The organism is Hyphomonas oceanitis, from assembly GCF_036964545.1.
GTDB lineage: Bacteria > Pseudomonadota > Alphaproteobacteria > Caulobacterales > Hyphomonadaceae > Hyphomonas > Hyphomonas oceanitis.
In genome coordinates this window covers 429,425-449,154 of sequence record NZ_JBALTL010000002.1, presented here as the reverse complement: position 1 = coordinate 449,154, position 19,730 = coordinate 429,425, and the positions used below count along the sequence as shown (strand labels likewise).

The 19,730-nt window shown below is 60.7% G+C and carries 19 protein-coding genes; 5 read left to right on the top strand and 14 right to left on the bottom strand.

Annotated elements, in window-relative coordinates; translation table 11 throughout:
• Positions 1 to 109: 109 nt before the first annotated feature.
• Positions 110 to 1,078, top strand: a complete 969-nt coding sequence (locus tag V7651_RS07100) for a tetratricopeptide repeat protein (RefSeq protein ID WP_335612716.1) — start codon at positions 110 to 112, stop codon at positions 1,076 to 1,078.
• Positions 1,079 to 1,158: 80 nt separating this feature from the next.
• Here the strand turns inward: V7651_RS07100 and V7651_RS07095 are convergent, their stop codons facing one another.
• The 9 genes from V7651_RS07095 to V7651_RS07055 all read right to left on the bottom strand — a co-directional run bounded on the left by V7651_RS07095 (position 1,159) and on the right by V7651_RS07055 (position 10,250).
• The gene (locus tag V7651_RS07095) at positions 1,159 to 2,187 is read right to left on the bottom strand and encodes a type II secretion system F family protein (RefSeq protein WP_035536832.1); all 1,029 of its coding nucleotides are present in this window, start codon (positions 2,185 to 2,187) and stop codon (positions 1,159 to 1,161) included.
• Between the two features lie 12 nt (positions 2,188 to 2,199).
• On the bottom strand, positions 2,200 to 3,228 hold the full coding sequence (locus V7651_RS07090) for a type II secretion system F family protein (protein WP_241766927.1): 1,029 nt from the start codon (positions 3,226 to 3,228) through the stop codon (positions 2,200 to 2,202).
• A 3-nt stretch (positions 3,229 to 3,231) separates the two neighbouring features.
• Positions 3,232 to 4,722 carry a CpaF family protein gene (locus tag V7651_RS07085; protein WP_035536830.1) on the bottom strand — a complete coding sequence of 497 codons (1,491 nt, stop codon included), beginning with the start codon at positions 4,720 to 4,722 and terminating at the stop codon, positions 3,232 to 3,234.
• A gap of 23 nt (positions 4,723 to 4,745) precedes the next feature.
• On the bottom strand, positions 4,746 to 6,143 hold the full coding sequence (locus V7651_RS07080) for a CpaE/TadZ family protein (RefSeq protein WP_035536828.1): 1,398 nt from the start codon (positions 6,141 to 6,143) through the stop codon (positions 4,746 to 4,748).
• Between the two features lie 33 nt (positions 6,144 to 6,176).
• On the bottom strand, positions 6,177 to 6,887 hold the full coding sequence (locus tag V7651_RS07075; protein ID WP_051624585.1) for a CpaD family pilus assembly protein: 711 nt from the start codon (positions 6,885 to 6,887) through the stop codon (positions 6,177 to 6,179).
• 11 nt (positions 6,888 to 6,898) lie between these two features.
• Positions 6,899 to 8,467, bottom strand: coding sequence for a type II and III secretion system protein family protein (locus V7651_RS07070; protein WP_335590855.1), 1,569 nt, complete (start codon positions 8,465 to 8,467; stop codon positions 6,899 to 6,901).
• Between the two features lie 2 nt (positions 8,468 to 8,469).
• On the bottom strand, positions 8,470 to 9,312 hold the full coding sequence (cpaB, locus tag V7651_RS07065; protein WP_335590856.1) for a Flp pilus assembly protein CpaB: 843 nt from the start codon (positions 9,310 to 9,312) through the stop codon (positions 8,470 to 8,472).
• A 100-nt stretch (positions 9,313 to 9,412) separates the two neighbouring features.
• On the bottom strand, positions 9,413 to 9,928 hold the full coding sequence (locus tag V7651_RS07060; protein WP_335590857.1) for an A24 family peptidase: 516 nt from the start codon (positions 9,926 to 9,928) through the stop codon (positions 9,413 to 9,415).
• A gap of 166 nt (positions 9,929 to 10,094) precedes the next feature.
• Complete coding sequence (locus tag V7651_RS07055; protein WP_335590858.1) at positions 10,095 to 10,250, bottom strand: Flp family type IVb pilin; 156 nt, start codon at positions 10,248 to 10,250, stop codon at positions 10,095 to 10,097.
• Between the two features lie 262 nt (positions 10,251 to 10,512).
• Here V7651_RS07055 and V7651_RS07050 point away from each other — a divergent pair, with 262 nt between their 5' ends.
• The 3 genes from V7651_RS07050 to V7651_RS07040 all read left to right on the top strand — a co-directional run bounded on the left by V7651_RS07050 (position 10,513) and on the right by V7651_RS07040 (position 12,268).
• The gene (locus V7651_RS07050; RefSeq protein WP_335590859.1) at positions 10,513 to 10,956 is read left to right on the top strand and encodes a pilus assembly protein N-terminal domain-containing protein; all 444 of its coding nucleotides are present in this window, start codon (positions 10,513 to 10,515) and stop codon (positions 10,954 to 10,956) included.
• A gap of 136 nt (positions 10,957 to 11,092) precedes the next feature.
• A complete protein-coding gene (locus V7651_RS07045; RefSeq protein ID WP_335590860.1) occupies positions 11,093 to 11,653 on the top strand; it encodes a TadE/TadG family type IV pilus assembly protein in 561 nt (186 codons plus the stop codon).
• A 3-nt stretch (positions 11,654 to 11,656) separates the two neighbouring features.
• On the top strand, positions 11,657 to 12,268 hold the full coding sequence (locus tag V7651_RS07040; protein ID WP_335590861.1) for a TadE/TadG family type IV pilus assembly protein: 612 nt from the start codon (positions 11,657 to 11,659) through the stop codon (positions 12,266 to 12,268).
• A gap of 68 nt (positions 12,269 to 12,336) precedes the next feature.
• Here V7651_RS07040 and V7651_RS07035 read toward each other — a convergent pair whose 3' ends face one another.
• The gene (locus V7651_RS07035; protein WP_335590862.1) at positions 12,337 to 13,854 is read right to left on the bottom strand and encodes an MFS transporter; all 1,518 of its coding nucleotides are present in this window, start codon (positions 13,852 to 13,854) and stop codon (positions 12,337 to 12,339) included.
• A 121-nt stretch (positions 13,855 to 13,975) separates the two neighbouring features.
• A complete protein-coding gene (gene murC, locus V7651_RS07030; RefSeq protein ID WP_335612715.1) occupies positions 13,976 to 15,397 on the bottom strand; it encodes a UDP-N-acetylmuramate--L-alanine ligase in 1,422 nt (473 codons plus the stop codon).
• 188 nt (positions 15,398 to 15,585) lie between these two features.
• On the opposite strand from murC, the gene V7651_RS07025 reads away from it, so the two are divergent.
• Positions 15,586 to 16,074 (top strand): DUF3291 domain-containing protein, encoded by a 489-nt coding sequence (locus tag V7651_RS07025; protein WP_335612714.1) that lies wholly within the window; start codon positions 15,586 to 15,588, stop codon positions 16,072 to 16,074.
• Here V7651_RS07025 and V7651_RS07020 read toward each other — a convergent pair.
• Genes V7651_RS07020 through murD form a run of 3 tightly spaced genes read right to left on the bottom strand, consistent with a single transcriptional unit; the run spans position 16,071 to position 19,727 of the window.
• A complete protein-coding gene (locus V7651_RS07020; protein WP_035536818.1) occupies positions 16,071 to 17,171 on the bottom strand; it encodes a UDP-N-acetylglucosamine--N-acetylmuramyl-(pentapeptide) pyrophosphoryl-undecaprenol N-acetylglucosamine transferase in 1,101 nt (366 codons plus the stop codon). The genes V7651_RS07025 and V7651_RS07020 overlap by 4 nt on opposite strands.
• Positions 17,164 to 18,315 carry an FtsW/RodA/SpoVE family cell cycle protein gene (locus tag V7651_RS07015; RefSeq protein ID WP_335612713.1) on the bottom strand — a complete coding sequence of 384 codons (1,152 nt, stop codon included), beginning with the start codon at positions 18,313 to 18,315 and terminating at the stop codon, positions 17,164 to 17,166. The genes V7651_RS07020 and V7651_RS07015 overlap by 8 nt, the downstream gene beginning before the upstream one ends.
• On the bottom strand, positions 18,312 to 19,727 hold the full coding sequence (gene murD, locus V7651_RS07010) for a UDP-N-acetylmuramoyl-L-alanine--D-glutamate ligase (protein WP_335612712.1): 1,416 nt from the start codon (positions 19,725 to 19,727) through the stop codon (positions 18,312 to 18,314). Before murD ends, V7651_RS07015 begins: the two co-directional genes overlap by 4 nt.
• Between the last annotated feature and the right edge of the window lie 3 nt (positions 19,728 to 19,730).

The window sequence follows — 19,730 nt, the reverse complement described above, 5'->3', positions numbered from 1 at the left end:
CCTCTCCGGGCGATTTGTTAATCAGGTGGCCGGTTTCGTTAACTGAACCTTGACCTCGGCAGGCCAGACTCGGCCTCACATGCACCTGATACATACTTGGAGCCTTCCCATGTCCAGAGTCAAAACGTCACTGGCTGTCCTCGCGCTTGTCCTGGCAGCGACGACGACAGGCTGCGCAAGCACGGGGTCGAAAGAGGAAAAGGCCCAGAAGGCCGAGCTTGAAAAGGCCATGGCAGAAGCGATGAAGCCAGCCGGGCCTGAAGAAGTCGCGGCCGCCAACCGCGCCGATCCGCTGACCAAGGCCAATTTCTGGTCCAAGGAACATGCCAAGGATCCGGAAAACCTCGAAACCGCCATCACCTTCGCCAAGGCGCTGCGGGATATCGGCAGCGACGACCGCGCCGTTGATGTGCTCTCGCAGGTTCTGGTCGTTCATCCCGATAGCGCGGAACTCCTGATGGTGCTGGGACGTGCCCTCTCGACCAAGCAGGACTTTTCTGCCGCGATCCAGGCCTACAGTCAGGCCGCCACGCTGGAGCCGGAACGGGCCGAAGCCTGGGCAGCGATGGGCACGGCCTTCGACCAGATCGACCGGCACGCCGATGCACAGGCGGCCTATGACCGCGCGCTCAGCATCGAGCCGAACCGGACCTCGACACTCACCAATTACGGCCTGTCGCTGGCGCTCGCCGGTGATCTTGCCGGCGCCGAAGCCAAGCTGCGGCTAGCCGATGCCCAGCCGGACACCAATACGCGCGTGAAGGAAAACCTCGCGCTCGTGCTCGGCCTTCAGGGCAAGTATGCCGAAATGAAAGAAGCCAGCGGTGGCAATGCACCGCCCCGCATCGTCGAGCAGAATGCAGAGCTGCTGCGCGAAATGGTGCAGCCGACCCGGACATGGGAAGCGCTCGCCGAACATGCCGAGCTGGGCAAGCTGCCTCCTGCCCCTATGCCGCCCCGCATAGCGGGCTCCGACACAGAGCGCCCACAGGCGGCAACCTCGATACCGGTCACCGACGCCCCCGCCGCCATGCCGGACAGCAGCGACACCGGCCTGCGCCTGCGCCGCGCCAACTAGGCTCAAGCCTTTAGGCCAGAATGACGAAAGCCCGCCTGCGTTTTGCAAGCGGGCTTTCAGTCATCCGTCTCTCGACTGGTTTATCCTGCATCCTGCCAAGGGCGCTCGACCTGCATGCTTGCAACGTCTGGTGCCGCAGAATTATTACCCTTCATTGCCTGGTACTTGATGTAGGCCGGGCCAAGCACGACAAGAAACAGGACCGGCAGGAAGAACAGGATCATCGGCACGGTCAGCTTGGCAGGCAGGGCGGCGGCCTTCTTCTCGGCAGCCGACATGCGCATCTCGCGGTTTTCCTTGGCCATCACGCGCAGCGCATCGCCAAGCGGCGTACCGTAGCGTTCGGCCTGCGAGAGGGCCATGCAGACCGCCTTGACGCCTTCGTGGCCTGTACGTGCCGCCAGATTATCATAGGCCATGCGACGGTCCGGCAGGTAGGACAGTTCGGCCACGGTGAGCCCGAATTCCTCAGCGAGTTCAGGCGAGGCCGTGCCGATCTCCTGACTGACCTTGTTGAAGCCCAGTTCGATCGACATGCCGGCCTCGACGCAGATCAGCAGCATGTCGAGCGAGTCCGGGAAACCGAGCATGATCGACTTCTGGCGCTTGGCGGCAAGGTTTTTGACATAGAGGTTCGGCGCATAGAATCCGGCCGCCATGCCGAAGGCGAGCGAGCCGTATTTCATGGTCGGGTTGAGGCCCAAGTCATTGACGAAGAAGATATAGAGGAAGGTCAGCAAAAGCCCGACAAAGGGCATCGCCATTCGGGCAAAATAGAAGGCCGAGATCGGGCCGGGGCCGCGCAGTCCAGCCTGGTTCATCAGCTTGACGACGTTCGGATCCTCAAGGGCCTTTGCCAGGTTAAGCTTGGAGGAAACTGCCCCCATCATGCTCTTGTCTTCGCGGCGCAGGCCTTTGGTTTCGAGGGCCGCCCGGCTCTGCTTGCGCAGTTTTTCGCGCTGGTTGGACACGGCCTTGAGGCGCGTCTCCAGCTTGTCGCCTTTCAGGTAAGGCAGGAAGACCGTGACGAATGTCGCAAACACGGCTGCGGCGACCAGATAGGCTGCCAGCGTGTCGGGATGGGTGAAGCTTACAAGAAAATCATACATCGTCTGCTCCCCCTACATGTCAAAGTTGATCATCTTGCGCATCACCATGATGCCCATGCCCATCATACCGGCCGCCATGGCGAGAATGACGTGACCCGTCTCCGTGGTGAAGAGCTGCATGATGTAATCAGGCGTAGTGAGGAAGACCATGATACCGACCGCAAACGGAAGAGACCCGATGATGCCGGCGGAGGCTTTGGCTTCGGATGACAGCGCTTTGACCTTTTCCCGCATCATCTTGCGCGCACGGATAACGGTCGACAGGTTGCCCAGGGCTTCGGACAGGTTGCCACCTGCCTTGGCCTGGATCAGCAGCACGATCACGAAGAAGTTCACTTCCTGCATGGGCACACGTTTGTAGAAACTGTTCGCGGACCGTTCGAGGCCGGCGCCCATGGCCAGGTTGTCGGCCAGCGAGATGAATTCCTTGCGTAGCGGCTCCGGGCTTTCCTTCGCAATGATGCGAATACACTCGTTCAGCGGAAGGCCCGATCTCACACCGCGCACGATAATATCAAGCGCGTCGGCGAACTGGTTGATCATCTTCTTGTAGCGTCTCTTGGTCAGGAAACCGAGAATGAACCGTGGCAGGCCAAGCGCACCGGCGAGAAACGCGCCGGCAATCATGACCGGCTTGCTCTTGAAAGAAATGCCGGAAATGACGAGTCCGTCTGCGCCGGACAGGTAGATGAGGAAGGCACATACGACACCGAGTGCGAAAGAGCCGATCCAGAAGGCTGAGACGGGCAGTTCGAGACCGGCCTGCGCCATCTTGGACCCAATGTCGCGCGGCGCGATGGACCGGCGGCGCTCCTTGTCCTGCTTGCGCAGGTTATCGAGCATTGCCTCAGTCTTGGCGCGGCGCTTCGAATTCTCGTCCTGAACCTTGCCGCGCACCTTGCCGGATGTCGCCCCTGCGCCGATGGCCCGGGCGCGCTTCTTGGCGGCGTCCCCTTCCCCACTGGTGAAAGCGAGGCCGATGCCAGCCAGCGCAAGAAATGCGAGACCGGCGACGGCGTAGATCATCAGGCTGCTATCCATGAATCAGTTCCCCAACGCGTCGAGCGCTGCAGCCAGTTCACGCTCCAGATTGTAATAGGAGGCGCGTTCCCAGAAGCGCGGACGTCCGACACCCGTGCCACGGTGAGCACCGATGATTTTGCCGTTTTCGTCCTCGCCATCCATTTCGAACTTGAGCACGTCCTGCAGCACGATCATGTCGCCTTCCATGCCCATCACTTCGGTGATGCACATGATGCGGCGCGAACCGTCACGCAGGCGCGAAGCCTGAACGACGATATCAATCGAACCGACGATCATTTCGCGGATCGTCTTCGCAGGCAGCGAGAAGCCGCCCATCGTGATCATGGATTCCACACGGCTGAGGGCTTCGCGCGGGCTGTTGGCGTGGAGCGTACCCATCGAGCCATCGTGACCCGTATTCATGGCCTGCAGGAGGTCGAACGCTTCAGGTCCGCGAACCTCGCCGACGATGATGCGTTCAGGACGCATACGCAGGCAGTTCTTGACTAGTTCGCGCATGGTGATCTCGCCGGAACCTTCAATGTTCGGCGGACGCGTTTCAAGACGCACGACGTGCGGCTGCTGGAGCTGGAGTTCGGCGGAGTCTTCGCAGGTGATGACCCGCTCGCCCGGCTCGATGAAAGCGGTGAGACAGTTGAGCAACGTGGTCTTCCCCGAGCCCGTACCGCCGGAGATGAGAACGTTGCAGCGCGAATGACCGATGATGCGCAGCACTTCGGCGCCGGCTTCGCTGATCGACCCGAAATTCACCAAGTCCTGCAGCTGCAGCTTGTCCTTTTTGAACTTACGAATGGTGAGCGTGGGGCCATCAATCGCCAGCGGCGGCGCGATAACGTTCACACGCGAGCCGTCGAGCAGGCGCGCGTCACAGATCGGTGAGCTTTCATCCACGCGGCGGCCAACCTGGCTCACGATGCGTTGGCAGATGTTCATCAGCTGGGCATTGTCGCGGAAGCGGATATTTGTGCGTTCGATCTTGCCGTTGACCTCGATATAGGTCGTGTCGGCGCCGTTGACCATGATGTCGGCAATGTCGTCGCGTGCCAGAAGTGGCTCCAGCGGGCCATAGCCAAGCACATCGTTACAGATATCATCGAGCAGCTGTTCCTGCTCGGAAATGGACATCAGCACATTCTTGATGCTGATGATCTCGACCACGATGTCGCGGATCTCTTCGCGCGCGCTTTCGGCATCCAGCTGGGCCAGCTGCGACAGGTCGATCGTGTCGATGAGTGCGTTGAAGACCGTTGTCTTTGTTGCGTAATATTGCTCGGACTGCTGGTTGACCTTGCGGACCGGCTCGGGCTTTGGTTCGGGTTTCTTGACCTTGACGGGTGTCGCGGCGGTCGGCTTTGGCGCCCCTTTCACCTGTACCGGATCAGGCACTTTCGGCTTGGCCACCTGCGGACGCGGCTGCGGGGCGGGCGCAGCAGGTCTTGGCGCCGTTGGCGCTGACGCATCTGGTGATCCTGAACGTTTGCCGAAGGCCATCTAAGGGGCCCTTTCAATTGAGTTTACTTGCCGAGGAGTTTGTTGAGGAAAGACTTGGCCGGCTTTGCGACAACCCGCCCGGTTAGGACGGTCGCCAGGTGATCAATTGCCATGGACGAACGCGACGCAGCGTCGGTTTCTGAAATCATCTGGCCATTGTTTGCCGCCGTGCCGAACAGTTCCGGCTCGAATGGCAGGATGATCTCCGGCTCGACACCGATGGCTGCCGCGAAATCCTTGATCGGAATTTCCGGACGCTTCGGCACGCCGCTCATGTTGATCACAAGGCGCGGTGGGTTATCGTTCGGACGCTGGCCCTTCAGCTGGTCGATGAAGTTCTTGCCGTTGCGAAGCGAGGCAAGGTCTGGCTGGCAAACAATGATGACTTCGTCCGACGCCACAAGGGTACGCTGCACCCAGCGGCTCCACGTATGCGGCAGGTCGAGCACCATGTAGGGCACGTTCCGGCGAACGCTTTCAATGACCGTTGTAAAGGCCTCGTCCGGGATATCCATGATCTGGTTGATCGAAGCGGGCGCCGTGAAAAGCGAAAGTCTGTCCGTGGCCTTGGCGAGCAGGCGCTCGATAACGGCGTCATCGGCGCGTTCCGGCGCAAGCAGCGCATCGGCGATGGTCTGCGGCGTCTCCTGGTTGAAGTCGAGCGCCGTCGTGCCGAAAGAAAGATCAAGGTCGACAAGCGTCGTATTGACCAGCGTGTTCTCGGCCAGGGCCCAGGCCAGATTGTGCGCGATGGTGGAAGACCCTACCCCGCCCTTCGCACCGATCACGGAAATCTGCTTGCCGACAAAGGGCCGGTCCGGATCGACGAACAGGCTGGAGATGGACCGGATGATCTGAATTGGCTCGAAAGGTGGCACCAGGTATTCGCTGACGCCGCGCGCCACGAGCTGGCGATAGAGCTTGATATCATTGACCACGCCAACGACCATGACCTGGACGTTCTCATCGCAATGCTCGGCAAGGGAATCGATTTCGCCCAGTATCTGCTGCGCGTTCGCCGAGGACTCGATCATCAGCAGGTTTGGCGTCGGATTTTCCTGCATATAGGCAATCGCTGCCGGTATGCCGCCTGGAATGGCTTCGAGCGTGGCCCGGCCCATGCGACGGTCGCGTGCGCACACGTCCATCATCATGCGCGTTTCCTCGCGCTCGTAGAAAACCTTGATGGAGATCGCCGGCAGCGGCGCGTCGCCGCCGTTGACGTCGGGCATCGTGAAGATCGGCTGGTCTGTCACGACCTGCTTCTGCTCGGGCGAGGCGAGCAGGTCGTCGCTGCTCATGAAGCTGTCGAACGCATCATTGGCTGGCGCATCCAGTGCGTCCATTCCCTGATCCTCAGCGAACACATCGTCGAAGTCTGCGTCGAATTCGTCTTCAAAGAGTGCTTTCTCTTTCGACATTATACTTTCGTCCTTCTATTCGACAGGTCGCGCCTATTGGACCGCACTGGAAACGGCGCCCGATTCAGCCGATGAGCGGGCCGAGGCGGTAGATTCGCCCATACGGAATTTTTCGAGAATGACCTTGCGGCGCATCGAGTCGCCTGCCGCCAGTTCACGTTGGCCCAGTAGGTCGGCCGCATCAGCAATCATCGCCGCCTGATTGGTACGGATGGAACAGCCAAGGCTCGGCATCTCATTGTTGGAACGGATGTCGGCAACATCATATTCTGCCATCGACTTACAGTCTGGCTTGATCGCATCGTAGACCTGAAAGGCCATGATCATCGGCTCGGACGCATCAGAATCAGCGCCGTGGCTGCTGCCTGCGATCTCGTCATATTCGACACCGTTCTGCCACGCGATCTCACGCGCAGTGACAATGGCTTCGACCGCGAGCTGGGAGTTCTCGCTCGTCTCGGGCAGTGAAACGATCATCGGGCCATGGCCCTTGGTGCGATAGGTGCGCACGAAATCCTCGATGCGGGCCTTGTCCTTCAGGCTGAGCTGGCTGGACATGGGATCGATACTGATCTCGAGGAATTCGGTCCGCTTGGTGACGCCGATGGCATTGCGATCCAGCGCAGTGCCCTGAAGGTACGAGTCCGGCACAGCCGTCGGCGCCTGGCTCGCACAGGCCGTCAGACCGGCCAGGCAGAGGCTGGCAGCGATCAGAGTGTTGGCTGTCTTAAGCTTCGGGTTCATTCGGATATCCCTTACTCTTCAATAAATCCAACGGGAGAACGGTAGTTTTCTGCGTCCACGGGCGCACCGTCCTTGCCGTATTGCTCGTTCAGCTTGCCGAAGAAGATTGTCTTCGCGTCAGACGCGTTGGCATAACCGTCCGCAGGTGTGCGCAGCTGGTCCTTCTGTGTCGGATCGACCAGGTATGGTGTCACGATCACGACCAGCTCGGACTCGTCCTGCAGGAAGTCACGAGACTGGAAGAGCGCACCGAGGACGGGCAACTTCTTCAGCCCGGGAATCTGGTCCAGCGTCTGGCGTGTCTTGGACTGGATCAGGCCCGCCATCATCATCGATCCGCCCGACGGCAGTTCGATGACGGACTCGGCACGGCGAACCGACAGGGCCGGAATGGTGATGCCGGCGACTTGTATGATATTGCCATTGGCGTCGATCACCGACTGGGTGTTGCCCTGGAAGGACCCCTGCGACGTCAGTTCCGACACTTCGGTGGAAACCTTGAGCGAGATCCTGCCTTCAGACAGGACAACCGGCGTGAAGCCAAGGCCCACACCATATGGCTTGAACTCGATGGTCACGTTGCCATTCTTGTCCTGGCCAACGGGGACCGGAAATTCACCGCCAGCGAGAAACTTGGCGCTCTCCCCGGATATGGCAACGATATTAGGTTCGGCCAATGTCTTGACGATGCCGATACGCTCCAGCGCATCTAGCGAAACACCTACATTGGACTGGAGTGTATCACCGACATAGTTGGAGTATGTCAGGCCGCCGTTCAAACCGCCAAGCGCCCTGCCCTGAATCGGAAAGCTGCTGCTGGAACCAATGGCGCCAGCGAATGTCTGGGGCGCTCCGGGCGTCAGCACTTTGACGTCTTGGTCTACAAGAACACCATCATTATTCGTATCGGCGAACAGCTGCTTCTCGACGAGTTTTGCAAAGTCACCCCATCCGGGCGTACCGGACAGGTTGATACCCAGCTGTTTGATTGCAGTGCGCTGCATCTCAACGATGCGCACTTCCAGCATGACCTGATCCTTGGCTGCGACCTGGACCATGTTGACGATCTTGGTGTCCTCGTCTGCGCCAACAAAGGCCGAGACGAGCTGCTCGACTTGATCGCTTTGCGTCATGTCGTCCACCGAGCCGGTGATCAGGACATTGCCATTGAGGCCTTCCACGTTGACGCGAGCATCCGGAACATGGCGTTCAATCAACTGGTGAAGGCTGGTCATGTCGGTTTCGACATTGATTTCAAGGTTCAGCAACTGGTTCCCGGCGCGGTCAAACACGAAGGCATTTGTCTGGCCATATTTAACGCCGCGGAAGATGATCCGCTTGGATGTCTGCACCACCGCGTCGGCAATGGCCGGATTGGTGATGACAACGTCAGCCGCCGGATTTTCAAGGTCAATGATCAGGGACTTGTTGAGCCCGAGTGTTACCTGCTGCGACACGTTGGACTGACCAGGCGCCGTGATGACGGTTCCCATGTCATTGGGCGCGGCATGCGCAAAACACGGCCCAAGGGCCGCCGCGGCCAGCAGAAGGCCAGTCCTCACGGGAGACTGAAATACCATTCTCAACTTCCCCCAAGCCCTGTCGTTGTCGTCGCCATGCCATTCCGGAAAATTGTAATTCCGCCCTGCATGCCGGATCCGCCATTCAGCATGTCCGTGCGTGAATCCCGGCTCTGGTCATCGCCTGCGTCAGACCAGGGCCTGAGGGCGAGCGCCAGGCTGCCCATTCTCTGGGCCTGCGCGATCAGCTCGGCTTCCTTTTCGGACAGCTCCAGCGTCGCGGTATTGCCGATCTGGGAAGAGCGACCGTCTTCATCAGGTTTGAAGACCTGATCGATTGCCAGAACACGTACATTCTTGATGATCGTCGATGTCGATGGGCGCTCGGTCACCATCTGGTCGGTCTGCACCTGGATATCATGGGTGAGGATCACATCGACCTTGTCATTCGGCAGGATGAAGCCACCCGAGGCAGACTCGGTGGATATCTCAACCGACATGGCCCGCATGCCGGGCGCCAGGATCGCCGCCATCGTGCTGGAATTCGAAGCCAGCACGAGCTTGGCGGGATTGATGGGTTCGCGGTCAAAAATAGGTATGCGCACAATAGCGCCCGTGACTTGCTCGATCGCATCCGGTGCTTTGGCTTCTGTCAGGTAGCCATCTGCCACATTGGACTTCGGCCAGGGCGCCCATTCGAAATCACTGGTCGCCAGCCGGTCACCAATTTCGAGGTTCCGGCGCGCGACCAGAACCTGAACTTCAGAGACTTCGGTCACCTGTGTCTGTATTTCAGGGACAAGCTCCGTAACCGTCGTGGGTTTTGCCATGTTGCGGACCAGGAAGGCGGCCGCCATGGCCGCCATGGCAGCACCAACCAGAATAATGAGACGCATGGGCGACATAGGCGCCACTCCCTGTAATGACTGAACCCGGTAGGCGAACTGCTGCTATGCGGAACCCCCGTCCAATCGGGAGACTTCCATGATTGGGCCTAAGGCTTGGTTAACTCAAAGCACTCACTTGGTTTAATAAATCGGAAAGGAAGGGAGACGCCGAGGCCGACAGGATCGCGCCTGCCGCGATGGCGACTCCATACGGAACACCGGCATTTTCCTCGAACGGCGCCCGGATGAGACCTGGAAGAGCTGCTGCAGGCATGGTCCGGCGGATCATGAGGATAAAGAAAGCGCAGATGCCTCCGGCAATGGCCATCTGGAACACGAAAGGCAGGCCCGCGTCCGGGCCCAGCCACAGCATCACGGCCGGGATCATCTTCGCGTCCCCTCCCCCGAAAATATTGAAGGCGAACAGGCCGAAGGCAATCAGGAATGCGAGGCCCGCAACCATAATATGCCCCCCGATGACCTCGATCGGCAGTCCCGATACAGCTGCAGCAGGAATGAAGAGACCGGCAATCAGCAGGTTAAGCCAGTTGGGGATGGTCAGGCGACTGATGTCATGAAGCGCGGCGACCACGCACAGGATAAGGAATGCCGCAGCAAGAATATTCAGGATCATGTTTGCCGCCCTCCGGTATGCATATATCCGGGAATGTGGCGCAAAAGACTGAAGGAAGTTTTTACTTTTCGGCGCGTCAGGCGCCCGAACGGACTATAGCCGCAAAAGAAAAGGCCGCCAGGTTTCCCTGGCGGCCTTTCCGCGAACCTGTAAGGCTCAGTGGGCCTTAGCCCATTTTGCCGGAAATCGTCGTGAACGTCGTGTTGGCGTTCGTACCAAGGGCGGTAACACCACCGATGATAGCAACAGCGATCAGAGCAGCGATCAGGCCGTATTCGATAGCCGTGGCGCCGGATTCGTCTTTAAGAAAACGTGCAAACATTGGAAACTCCCATCATGCGATAAAAAAGTTCCAGACATTTTTTTCTTTCTGGAACATCGCTGAAACTACAGGACTATTCCAAATATCAGGTGAAGAAATCCAGATAATCCGTGAAGGTAAATGAGTGATTCGTTTACCTTATCAGCGGGGCCCCGAAGGCAGTTCCGAGCCTCTATATAATGGGCCGTTTCCAGTCAATTAGGAAACGAGCAACCTTCTTCGTACAAAGACTTGTCATCAAGCCAGATGCGGAGCGCCGAGAATGAACATACTTGCCAAGTCCTGCACACTTGCACTGGCAGGATCGTTTATCGCCGCCGCCGCCGCCGCTCAGGCCATCTCGGTGGAAACGAACAAGACGGTCCCGGTGCGCGTTACGAGTTCCGCTGCCAGTATCGTGGTCGGAAACAAGAATATTGCTGATGTTGCGGTCCATGACGAACACCTGCTCTTCATCACGGGCAAGACATTCGGCACGACCAATATCATGATCTTCGACAAGACCGGCAAGCAAATCCTGAATTCGGACGTGGTCGTGACCGCCAATTCATCGAACCTCGTGACAGTCAACAAGTCCGGCGCAAGCTATACCTTTGATTGCGCCCCTGAGTGCCGCTCGGTCGCCAGCGCTGGCGACCAGGGCGAGTATTTCGATCAGCTCGTATCGCAGCAGCGAGGCCTGCAGTCCCTGAATGGCGGCAACTGATCGCCTCGGCCGGTTGATGGGCAGCATGGCCCCTTAAGGCAAGGGTCGATGAAATTTCATGGACTTGCTCAATCCAGCGCAAACTTACACCTGCTATCCACGCATGTAAGACCGTAGTCTGATTGGGGTACCATCAATGTCCAAAACCTGCCTCGGCATCCTGACGCCGCGCATCAAGCGATCGTGGCAGGCTTATGCGAACGACCGTCGCGGCCTCGCCGCCGTCGAGTTCGCCATGGTCGCCGCCCCCTTCTTCCTGCTTATCTTTGGCCTGCTGGAAGTCTGCATCCTCTTCTTCATCTCGACGATCATGGAGCACGCGGTTGGCGAGGCCTCCCGTCAGATCCGCACAGGCCAGGCCCAGACAAAGGGCTTCAACGAGCAGAATTTCCGGGCAGCCGTCTGTGATGATTTCATGGGCATGCTCGACTGCGATGCCAGGCTGCACATCGACGTGAAAGCGCTGAGCGGGTTTTCCGCAGCCAACATAGACATGCCGATTGATGAAAACGGCAAGTTCAACCCCGATGGCTTCACTTACAATCCGGGTGGCCCGAACGATATTGTGGCTGTGCGCGTCTTCTATGAATGGAGCCTCATGACGCCGTTCATGACAGCGCCCCTGGCCAATATGGCCGATTCCAAATTCCTGGTTCAGGCCAACGCCGTGTTCCGCAACGAGCCCTTCGGAGACTAGCCGATGTCAGCCAGATCGTTTCTCTCCCGCCTGACACGCCGCAGCAAATGGCGCGGCATCCAAGGCCTCTGTTATAACCAGCAGGGCGTGTCCGCCGTTGAATTCGCGCTCATCGCGCCGGTGATGATCCTGGTCTATTTCGGCTGTATCGAGCTCAGCTTCCTGATGCGAATTGACCGCCGCGTCACCTCCACCAGCGCCAGCCTGGGAGACCTCACGGCTCGCCTTTCCACTGTCACCGACACCGATATGCATGAAATGTTCGATGCGGCGAAAGTCATGATGCAGCCCTATGATGCCGCGTCTGCCAATCTGCGCATCACGAGCGTTGTCGACAATGGCGACGGCAATCCGAAAGTCGTATGGTCGGATTCCTACAATCTCACCGCCTATGCACCGGGCACAAAGATTACCGTTGCCCCGGGCATCATCCCCTCCCCCGGCTCCGTCATCATGGCGGAAGTCTATTACAAGTATCAGAGCCCGTTCGGTTACGTGCTCCGGACCGAGCGAACGGTGTCGGATACGTTCTATCTGCGCCCACGCCGCGTGAACGAGATCAACCGGACGCATGACAAAAACGGCAGCGGCAACCCGTTCGGGCCGACCAGCTAAGATGGGCAGGCTGCGCGCAAGACGCAGCATCCCGCATTACACGAGGAAACGCCGGCAGCCGGCCTCCGTCAGGAGGCCGGTCTGTCTTTTGCATTGATGGTGGTCAGCATGGCCAGCCCCAGGAAAAAGAGCAGCGCGATGGCCGACATGCCGATCCGCTGGTCCTGTGACCATTTGGTGAAATACTCGATCAGGAGCGGCCCCATCCAGACCGTGATCGTTCCAGCGATCGCGAAGAGCCCAAAGAACTCGCCCCGCATATGGGGCGGCGCGACATGGACGACCATGGAGCGGCTGGACGAGATATTGGCCGTGGCAAAGATCGCGATCAGCATGCCCTGCAAGAGGTAGGCAAGGTCCGACAGCGTCCCGAAATAGGGCCAGTCGAAGAGTTCCACATTCGGGATCAGGCCGAAGAGGATCGTCTCCTTTGTGATGGACAGGCCATAGAACATGATCACGACGATCGCTGACAGCTCAAAGATCAGCGCATTCTTCGGCCCCATGCGCCGGTCCAGCCAGCCGCCGAAGATGCCCCCGACAACGGCCCACATCGAGGCCCAGATGGCGTAGACCGTCAGCTCGATCAGGCCCCAGCCGAGGAACAGGCTGACATAGACCGCGCCCACGGCCAGTAGCGCCGCCATGCCATCGGCATAAAGTGTGCGCGCAATCAGGAACTTGAAGGCCTCGCGGTGCTCGCTCGCGCGCTTCACCGTGCTGATGACGCCGCGTACGCCGTCGCGGAAAGCCGGATAGATCGGCGTGCCCTTGATGCCGGTATCCTTGGAGTAGCGGAAGAAGGGATAGATCATCAGCGCGATCCAGACGGCGCAGAGCGGGCCGGCCAGCCGGAACTGCTCGAATTTGGACGTGTCGATGCCAAAGGCGGCTTGCTTGAGCGGCCAATGCATCACGTCCGGCAAGGCAAATAGCAGGACAATCGCAATGAACATCAGCGTCGCGGCCCCGTTGCCGAGCGCGAGACCAAGCCCCGAGACGCCCGGCAGGGCCTCCGGCCGGGCAGCATCGGACAACATCGAATTATGCGCCACTTCACTATAAGTATAGGCGACATAGGCGACGATCAGGCAGGCCATAATCATCGGCACCGAGAGGCCCTGGCCGCCCGGCATGGCCCACCAGAGCATGAAACTGGCCGCTGCCATCGTGGCGAGGCACACGAACAGAAACCGTTTGCGCTTGAGGCCCCGGTCAAAGGCCGCGCCAAGGAAAGGCGCCGTCAGGGCCGCGATCAGGCCGGCCCATTTCGTCACCCCCGCCACCGTCGCCTGCCCCTGGGCACCGGCCACCGCCTGGGCCTTGGCCGGGTCCATGCCGTCCAGCGCGCCGCTGGCCAGCAGGTTGCCGCCGATAATGTCACGCGCGAAATATGGCGCGAAAATATAGATGACGATGAGAATGTAATACGGATTGCGGGCCCATTCGAACCAGGCCCAGGCAAGCCCCGTCTTGCCGGTAGCACCCCCCTCACCCCCTCGCGTGAAACCCAGCTGGGCATCTTCGATTTCGGCCATCTGGCCCTCCGTCGCTGGCAAGGTCGGTTCGGTAATATCGCTACTCATAGACTGCTCTCCCGGTGCGCTCTGAGCGGCGCTCAGGGATAACCGTGCGACATTCCGCAGCGCGAGGAAAGGTCTTTGACAGCGATCAAGCCGCTTTGCGTCGCGTCACCTGCTATGGCCGCTACAGTTTGGAAGCGAGTTCGCCAGCATATTTGGTGATGTCCCCTGCCCCGAGACAGACCACCATTGCGCCGGGCTGGGCAACCCTGTGGACCATGTCCGGCAGGTCCTCCAGCGAGGCCAGGACGTGCGCGCCCCTGTGGCCGTGCCGCTTGATGCTGGCAACCAGCGCCTCGCTCGTAATGCCCTCAATGGGCGATTCGCCCGCCTCATAGACCGGCGCCACATAGACCTCATCGGCCGCATCGAAGCAGCGCGAGAAATCGTCGAACAGGTCGCGCAGACGCGTATAGCGGTGGGGCTGGCAGACGGCGATCAGCTGGCCCTGGCCGAGCATGGCGCGGGCCGCCTTGAGCACGGCGGCAATCTCGACCGGGTGGTGGCCATAGTCATCGATGATCCGCACTGGGGGCTCGCTTGGCCCCTTCGGTGACCATTCCCCGACCGTTGTGAAGCGCCGCTTGACCCCACCAAAGGCCGCAAGGGCCGTGCGGATCTGGTCATCGGTCGCGCCAAGCTCCAGCGCCACGGTGATGGCCGCCAGCGAGTTCTGCACATTGTGCTCGCCGGCCATGGGCAAGGTGAGGTTTGGAATGATGCGCGGGGTGGCCGAGCCGGGCCGGCGCAGGGCGACGTCGAAATGGGCGCCATCGAGATCGGTGTTCAGGTTGATCGCGCGCACATCGGCCTGACGGTTAAAGCCATAGCTGATCCGGCGGCGGTCGGTGACGCGCGCGGCCAGGTTCTGCACTTCGGGATGGTCTGTGCACAGCACGGCAAACCCATAGAAAGGCAGGTTTTCGACAAATGTATCAAAGGCTTCGCGCAGCTTATCCATGGAGCCGTAATGGTCCATGTGCTCCGGGTCGATATTGGTGACGATGGCGCAGGTCGGATGCAGCTTGGCGAACGTGCCATCGCTCTCGTCGCTTTCGACCACCATCCAGTCGCTCTCGCCGGCTTTATAGTTCGAGCCATAGGCGTGGATGATGCCGCCATTGATGACCGTTGGGTCGATGCCGCAGCCATCGAGCAGACAAGCCACCATGCTGGTCGTCGTGGTCTTGCCGTGCGTACCGGCGACGCAGACCGTGTATTTAAGGCGCGTGATCTCGGCCAGCATATTGGCACGGCGGACAACGGGAATGCCGGCGGCGCGTGCGGCCAGCACCTCCGGATTGTCCTTCTTGATGGCGGAGGAAATGATGACCGTTCCGGCCCCCTTCACGTTCTCGCCCTTGTGGCCGATGAACACCTTGGCCCCCTTCTCCTGCAGGCGCTGCACATTGGCGCTTTCGGAGATATCCGAGCCCTGCACCTGGTAGCCCATGGTCAGCATCACATCGGCAATGCCGGACATGCCGATGCCGCCAATGCCCACAATATGCGCGGGGCCGAGGTCGAAAGGGGTGGGTGAAGCCATGAAGAAGACCGATCCATCAGAAAGTGTGAGCGATAGCGTTACCTTGCTGCGCATTCCGTAGGCAAGGACCCGTGCCCATTGAAATTGCCAGCCCGGCGCAGCAAGCTGCAAGTTCGCCACCAATCGTGGCGATTGATTGACGCAATCAGAGGCGCTTTGGGGCGCTTTCGCAACGTGGGGATCTGCCGATGACAATGCATCTTGCCCAGCTGAATATCGGCCGCCTCGTGGCCCCGACCGACGACCCGCGCGTCAAGGACTTCATGGACAATCTCGACTTCATCAACGGCCTTGGCAAGTCGATGCCGGGCTTTGTCTGGATGATGGAGGGCTCAGGCGAGCCGGGTACGGGCAATACCGAAGCCAAGATCGACGGCGACCCGCAATTTGTTGCCAACATGACCGTCTGGGAAGACGTGGAAAGCCTTGAGCGTTTCGTCTGGGGCACGGTGCACCGCAAGTTCTATGAGCGGCGCGAGGAATGGTTCGAGATACTCGGCGGCATGCATTTCGTCATGTGGTGGGTGCCAGCTGGCCACGAACCGACGCTGGACGCAGCACTGGAACGCCTCGCCGCCCGCGAGCGCGATGGCGATTCAGACGCGGCTTTCGGCTGGGACTGGCTGCGCGCAGCCCAGATGCACAAGACCCACGGCTGCCGCCCCTCGGCCGCCTAAAGCTCCGCGACCCGCTCGGCCATGTCGGCGAGGTCTGATGCTGCATTCATCTTGCCGACCGATTTGGCCGCCGCTGCACGTTTGCGCAGGTCATCGCCGTGTTCCAGACGCACAGCGATCAGGCTGCCCAGCAGTTTTGGGTAGAGATTGGACTCCAGCACCATGTCGGCCGATTCCACATCCGTCAGCGCTTCGGCATTGGCGGCCTGGTGGTCGTCCATGGCGATGGCGAGGGGGATCAGGATCGACGGCCGCCCCACAACAGCGAGTTCACTGACCGTTCCCGCGCCGGAGCGCGCCACGACAAGGTGCGCCGCCGCGAGGCGTTCGGGCATGTCGCTGAAGAAGGGCGCGAGGTCTGCATCGACGCCGGCGCGGCGGTAGAGGTTGCGCACGCCTTCCATCTGCTCTTCGCGCACCTGCTGAACCACTTTCAACCGGGCGCGCAGCGGCGCGGGGATATAATCGGCAATCGCCAGAGGCACAGTGTCGCCAATAATGCTGGAGCCCTGACTCCCGCCGGTGACGAACAGGTTCAGCTTGCCATCGGTGGGCGGGTAAGGCTCATCACGCATCGCGATGATGGGCGCGCGCACCGGATTGCCGATGGCCATATGGGCCGCGCCGGGCGGCAGGAAGTCGAGCCGGTTGAAGCCGCTGGCCACAAGCTTGGCATGGCGCGCGAACTGGCGGTTCACCCGGCCGAGCACCGCGTTCTGCTCATGGATGATGATCGGCACGGAGAGGCGCTTGGCCGCCGCTAGCGCGGGATAGGCCGGATAGCCGCCAAAGCCGGCGACAAGCGCAGGACGGCTTGCCTTCATCAGCTTGGAAGCGCGATTGATACCGGCATTGATCTTCAGGGCTGCTGCGGGAAGCGTCCACGGCTTGCGGAAGTTCGGCGAAGCGGCTTTGACCTCTTCCTTCCAGACGGCCGGAAAGTCAGCGGCATAGCGCAGCCCGCGGGAATCGGAGATCAGGCCCACGGTCCATCCGCGCGCACGCATCTCGTCGGCAAAGGCGCGCGCGGGGAACATATGTCCCCCGGTTCCGCCTGCCGCGATGATTACCAGCTTGTCGGAGCTACCCTCACCCATACCGTCCCCTTGTGCGCGTACCTTGTCCGCGCACAAGTGCCAGTGCAAGCCCGAGTGTCAATGCCGTGCCGATCATAGAAGAGCCTCCATACGATACAAAAGGCAGTGTCATGCCCTTGGGCGGGATCAAGGCCACATTTACGGCAATGTTTATGGCGGCCTGAAGGCCGAACAATGAAAACAATCCAGCCGCCGACGCGCGGGCATACCCGTCATCCAGACGGGCCGCCGCCCTGAACCCGCGCAGGACCATCAGCGAGAATGCCGCGAGCAGGACAATCGCGGCCACAAGGCCAAACTCCTCCACCATGACGGAGAAGATGAAGTCTGTATGGGCGTCCGGCAGGCTGGCTTTCACGAGCCCCTCCCCCGGGCCGACACCGAACAGGCCGCCGCGCCCGATGGCCTCCGCCGCCTTGTCGATCTGGTAGGTGTCGTATTGCGTCGGGTTGAAGAAGCTGTTCACCCGCGCACGCACATGCGGAAGCAGCGCATAGAGCAGGCCGGACAGCCCGGCACCGCCCCCGGCAAAGGCGGCGGCCCAACGCCATGGCAGGCCGCTGATGAAGAAGGTGATGACAAAGGCCGCCGTCAGCAGGACTGACTGGCCGACATCCGGCTGCAACAGCAGGAGGCCAAGCGTCACCGCATAGAACAGGAAGGCGATGACCGCCCATGGCCCGCTCGGATAGGCCTCGCGCTGGGCCAGCAGCCAGCCGCTGAGCACGATCAGCGCGGGCTTCACCATTTCGCTCGGCTGCAGCGAGAAGCTGCCGATCCGGATCCAGCGCTGGGCGCCCTTGGCCTCGTATCCGAAGACCAGGATCCAGATCATCAGCGCCAGCGACACGAAGAAGATCACCGCCGCCACGCGCCGGGCCCAGGACTGGTCCAGCAGGCTCATCAAGACGAGGATCACCGCAGCCGCCGCCGCAAACACGGCCTGACGGATGATGAAATAATATTCGTTGTCGTAGCCGATGCGGATCGCTGCGGTTGGCCCGGCTGCCAGCGACATGAGCAGCCCGATCCCGATGAGGAAGAAGGCCCCGCCCATCAATCCCCAGTCAATCGTGCGGCGCCATTCGGTGAGCCAGGACGTGTCCGACCGGGCAAACTGCAAGGCGGTCGGCGCTGGGCTCAAGCCATCACCTTGAAATCGGCGGGCATCATCGATTGGACAATCGAGCGGAAGACATCCCCCCGATGCTCGAAGTCGCGGAACTGGTCGAAACTGGCGCAGGCGGGTGAGAGCAGCACGATGCTTTCTTCTTCGCCAGCCGCCTTTGCATCCCGCAGGGCAGCGGCGACCGCGTTTTCCAGCGTGCCGCATTTCTGCAGGGCGACCTTGCCCTTCAGCGTGGTGGCGAAGGCGTCTTCCGCCGCGCCGATCAGATAGGCCTTGGCAATGTTCGGGAAGAGCGGCGCCAGCGGCTCTATGCCCTCGGCCTTGGGAACGCCGCCGGCGATCCAGTAGACATTCTTGAACGCCTTCAGCGCCTGTTCGGCAGCCTGCGCATTGGTGGCCTTGGAATCATTGACGAAGCGCACGCCGTCAACGCTGCCCACGGTTTCAAGGCGGTGGGCGAGGCCCGGGAAAGATTTGAGGCCCGCCATGATGACGCCATGCTCGACGCCGATTGCCCGGCAGGCGGCATAGGCCGCAGCGGCGTTCTGGTGATTGTGCTTGCCGGGCAGCGCCGGGCAGTCGGCCAGGTTGCCGATGAACTCGGCCTTGCCCGACTGGTTGTCATAAAGCTTGCCATCGATTGCACTGACGCCGCGGCCAAGCGCGTAAGTGGACGAGGCATGGACAACGCGGCCCTTTCCCTGTCCGGACAGGCCAATGGCGATCGACTGCGTGATGACATCGTCAAAGCCGACAATGGCCACATCGCCCGGCTGCTGGTTCTGGAAGATGCGCATCTTGGCGGCCTGGTAGCCTTCCATGCCGCCATGACGGTCGAGATGGTCCGGGCTCATGTTGAGCAGGACAGCCACATCGCAGTGCAGGCTCTTCACGAGGTCCAGCTGGTAGGACGAGAGTTCCAGCACATAGACGGCGTTGGCATGGAGGGCGGCAAGGTCCAGCACGCCCGTGCCGATATTGCCGCCGATGCGCGCGTCGCGGCCAGCCTGTTTCAGGATATGCCCGATCAGCGAGGTCGTGGTCGACTTGCCATTGGTGCCGGTGATGCCGATGATTTTCGGGCGGCCACGTTCCGGCAGCGACTGCACGGCGCGGGCGAAGAGTTCCATGTCGCCGACAACCGGCACGCCGGTCATCTCGGCCATGCGCACAATGCGGTGCGGCGCCGGGAACTTGTAGGGAATGCCGGGCGACAGGACGAGCGCGGCAAAGGTCTGCCAGTCGCGCTTGTTGATGTCCGACAGGGTGAGGCCGGCGGCCTCGGCCTTGTTGCGCGTTTCCTCATTATCGTCCCACGCATGCACGCGTGCGCCGCCCGCCTTCAGCGCTTTTGCTGCGCTGAGGCCTGTTCGGCCAAGGCCAAACACGGCGACATCCCGTCCTGCGTATTCCGTAATGGGGATCATGAG

Bases quoted from the DNA above. Each gene is read 5' to 3' on its own strand.
- cpaB (WP_335590856.1), bottom strand. From the start codon at position 9,312: ATGTCGCCCATGCGTCTCATTATTCTGGTTGGTGCTGCCATGGCGGCC.
- V7651_RS07020 (WP_035536818.1), bottom strand. From the start codon at position 17,171: ATGGGTGAGGGTAGCTCCGACAAGCTGGTAATCATCGCGGCAGGCGGA.
- V7651_RS07085 (WP_035536830.1), bottom strand. From the start codon at position 4,722: ATGGCCTTCGGCAAACGTTCAGGATCACCAGATGCGTCAGCGCCAACG.
- V7651_RS07035 (WP_335590862.1), bottom strand. From the start codon at position 13,854: ATGAGTAGCGATATTACCGAACCGACCTTGCCAGCGACGGAGGGCCAG.
- V7651_RS07075 (WP_051624585.1), bottom strand. From the start codon at position 6,887: ATGAACCCGAAGCTTAAGACAGCCAACACTCTGATCGCTGCCAGCCTC.
- V7651_RS07050 (WP_335590859.1), top strand. From the start codon at position 10,513: ATGAACATACTTGCCAAGTCCTGCACACTTGCACTGGCAGGATCGTTT.
- V7651_RS07025 (WP_335612714.1), top strand. From the start codon at position 15,586: ATGACAATGCATCTTGCCCAGCTGAATATCGGCCGCCTCGTGGCCCCG.
- V7651_RS07040 (WP_335590861.1), top strand. From the start codon at position 11,657: ATGTCAGCCAGATCGTTTCTCTCCCGCCTGACACGCCGCAGCAAATGG.
- V7651_RS07080 (WP_035536828.1), bottom strand. From the start codon at position 6,143: ATGTCGAAAGAGAAAGCACTCTTTGAAGACGAATTCGACGCAGACTTC.
- V7651_RS07090 (WP_241766927.1), bottom strand. From the start codon at position 3,228: ATGGATAGCAGCCTGATGATCTACGCCGTCGCCGGTCTCGCATTTCTT.
- V7651_RS07055 (WP_335590858.1), bottom strand. From the start codon at position 10,250: ATGTTTGCACGTTTTCTTAAAGACGAATCCGGCGCCACGGCTATCGAA.
- V7651_RS07045 (WP_335590860.1), top strand. From the start codon at position 11,093: ATGTCCAAAACCTGCCTCGGCATCCTGACGCCGCGCATCAAGCGATCG.
- murC (WP_335612715.1), bottom strand. From the start codon at position 15,397: ATGGCTTCACCCACCCCTTTCGACCTCGGCCCCGCGCATATTGTGGGC.
- V7651_RS07095 (WP_035536832.1), bottom strand. From the start codon at position 2,187: ATGTATGATTTTCTTGTAAGCTTCACCCATCCCGACACGCTGGCAGCC.
- V7651_RS07060 (WP_335590857.1), bottom strand. From the start codon at position 9,928: ATGATCCTGAATATTCTTGCTGCGGCATTCCTTATCCTGTGCGTGGTC.
- murD (WP_335612712.1), bottom strand. From the start codon at position 19,727: ATGATCCCCATTACGGAATACGCAGGACGGGATGTCGCCGTGTTTGGC.
- V7651_RS07070 (WP_335590855.1), bottom strand. From the start codon at position 8,467: ATGGTATTTCAGTCTCCCGTGAGGACTGGCCTTCTGCTGGCCGCGGCG.
- V7651_RS07100 (WP_335612716.1), top strand. From the start codon at position 110: ATGTCCAGAGTCAAAACGTCACTGGCTGTCCTCGCGCTTGTCCTGGCA.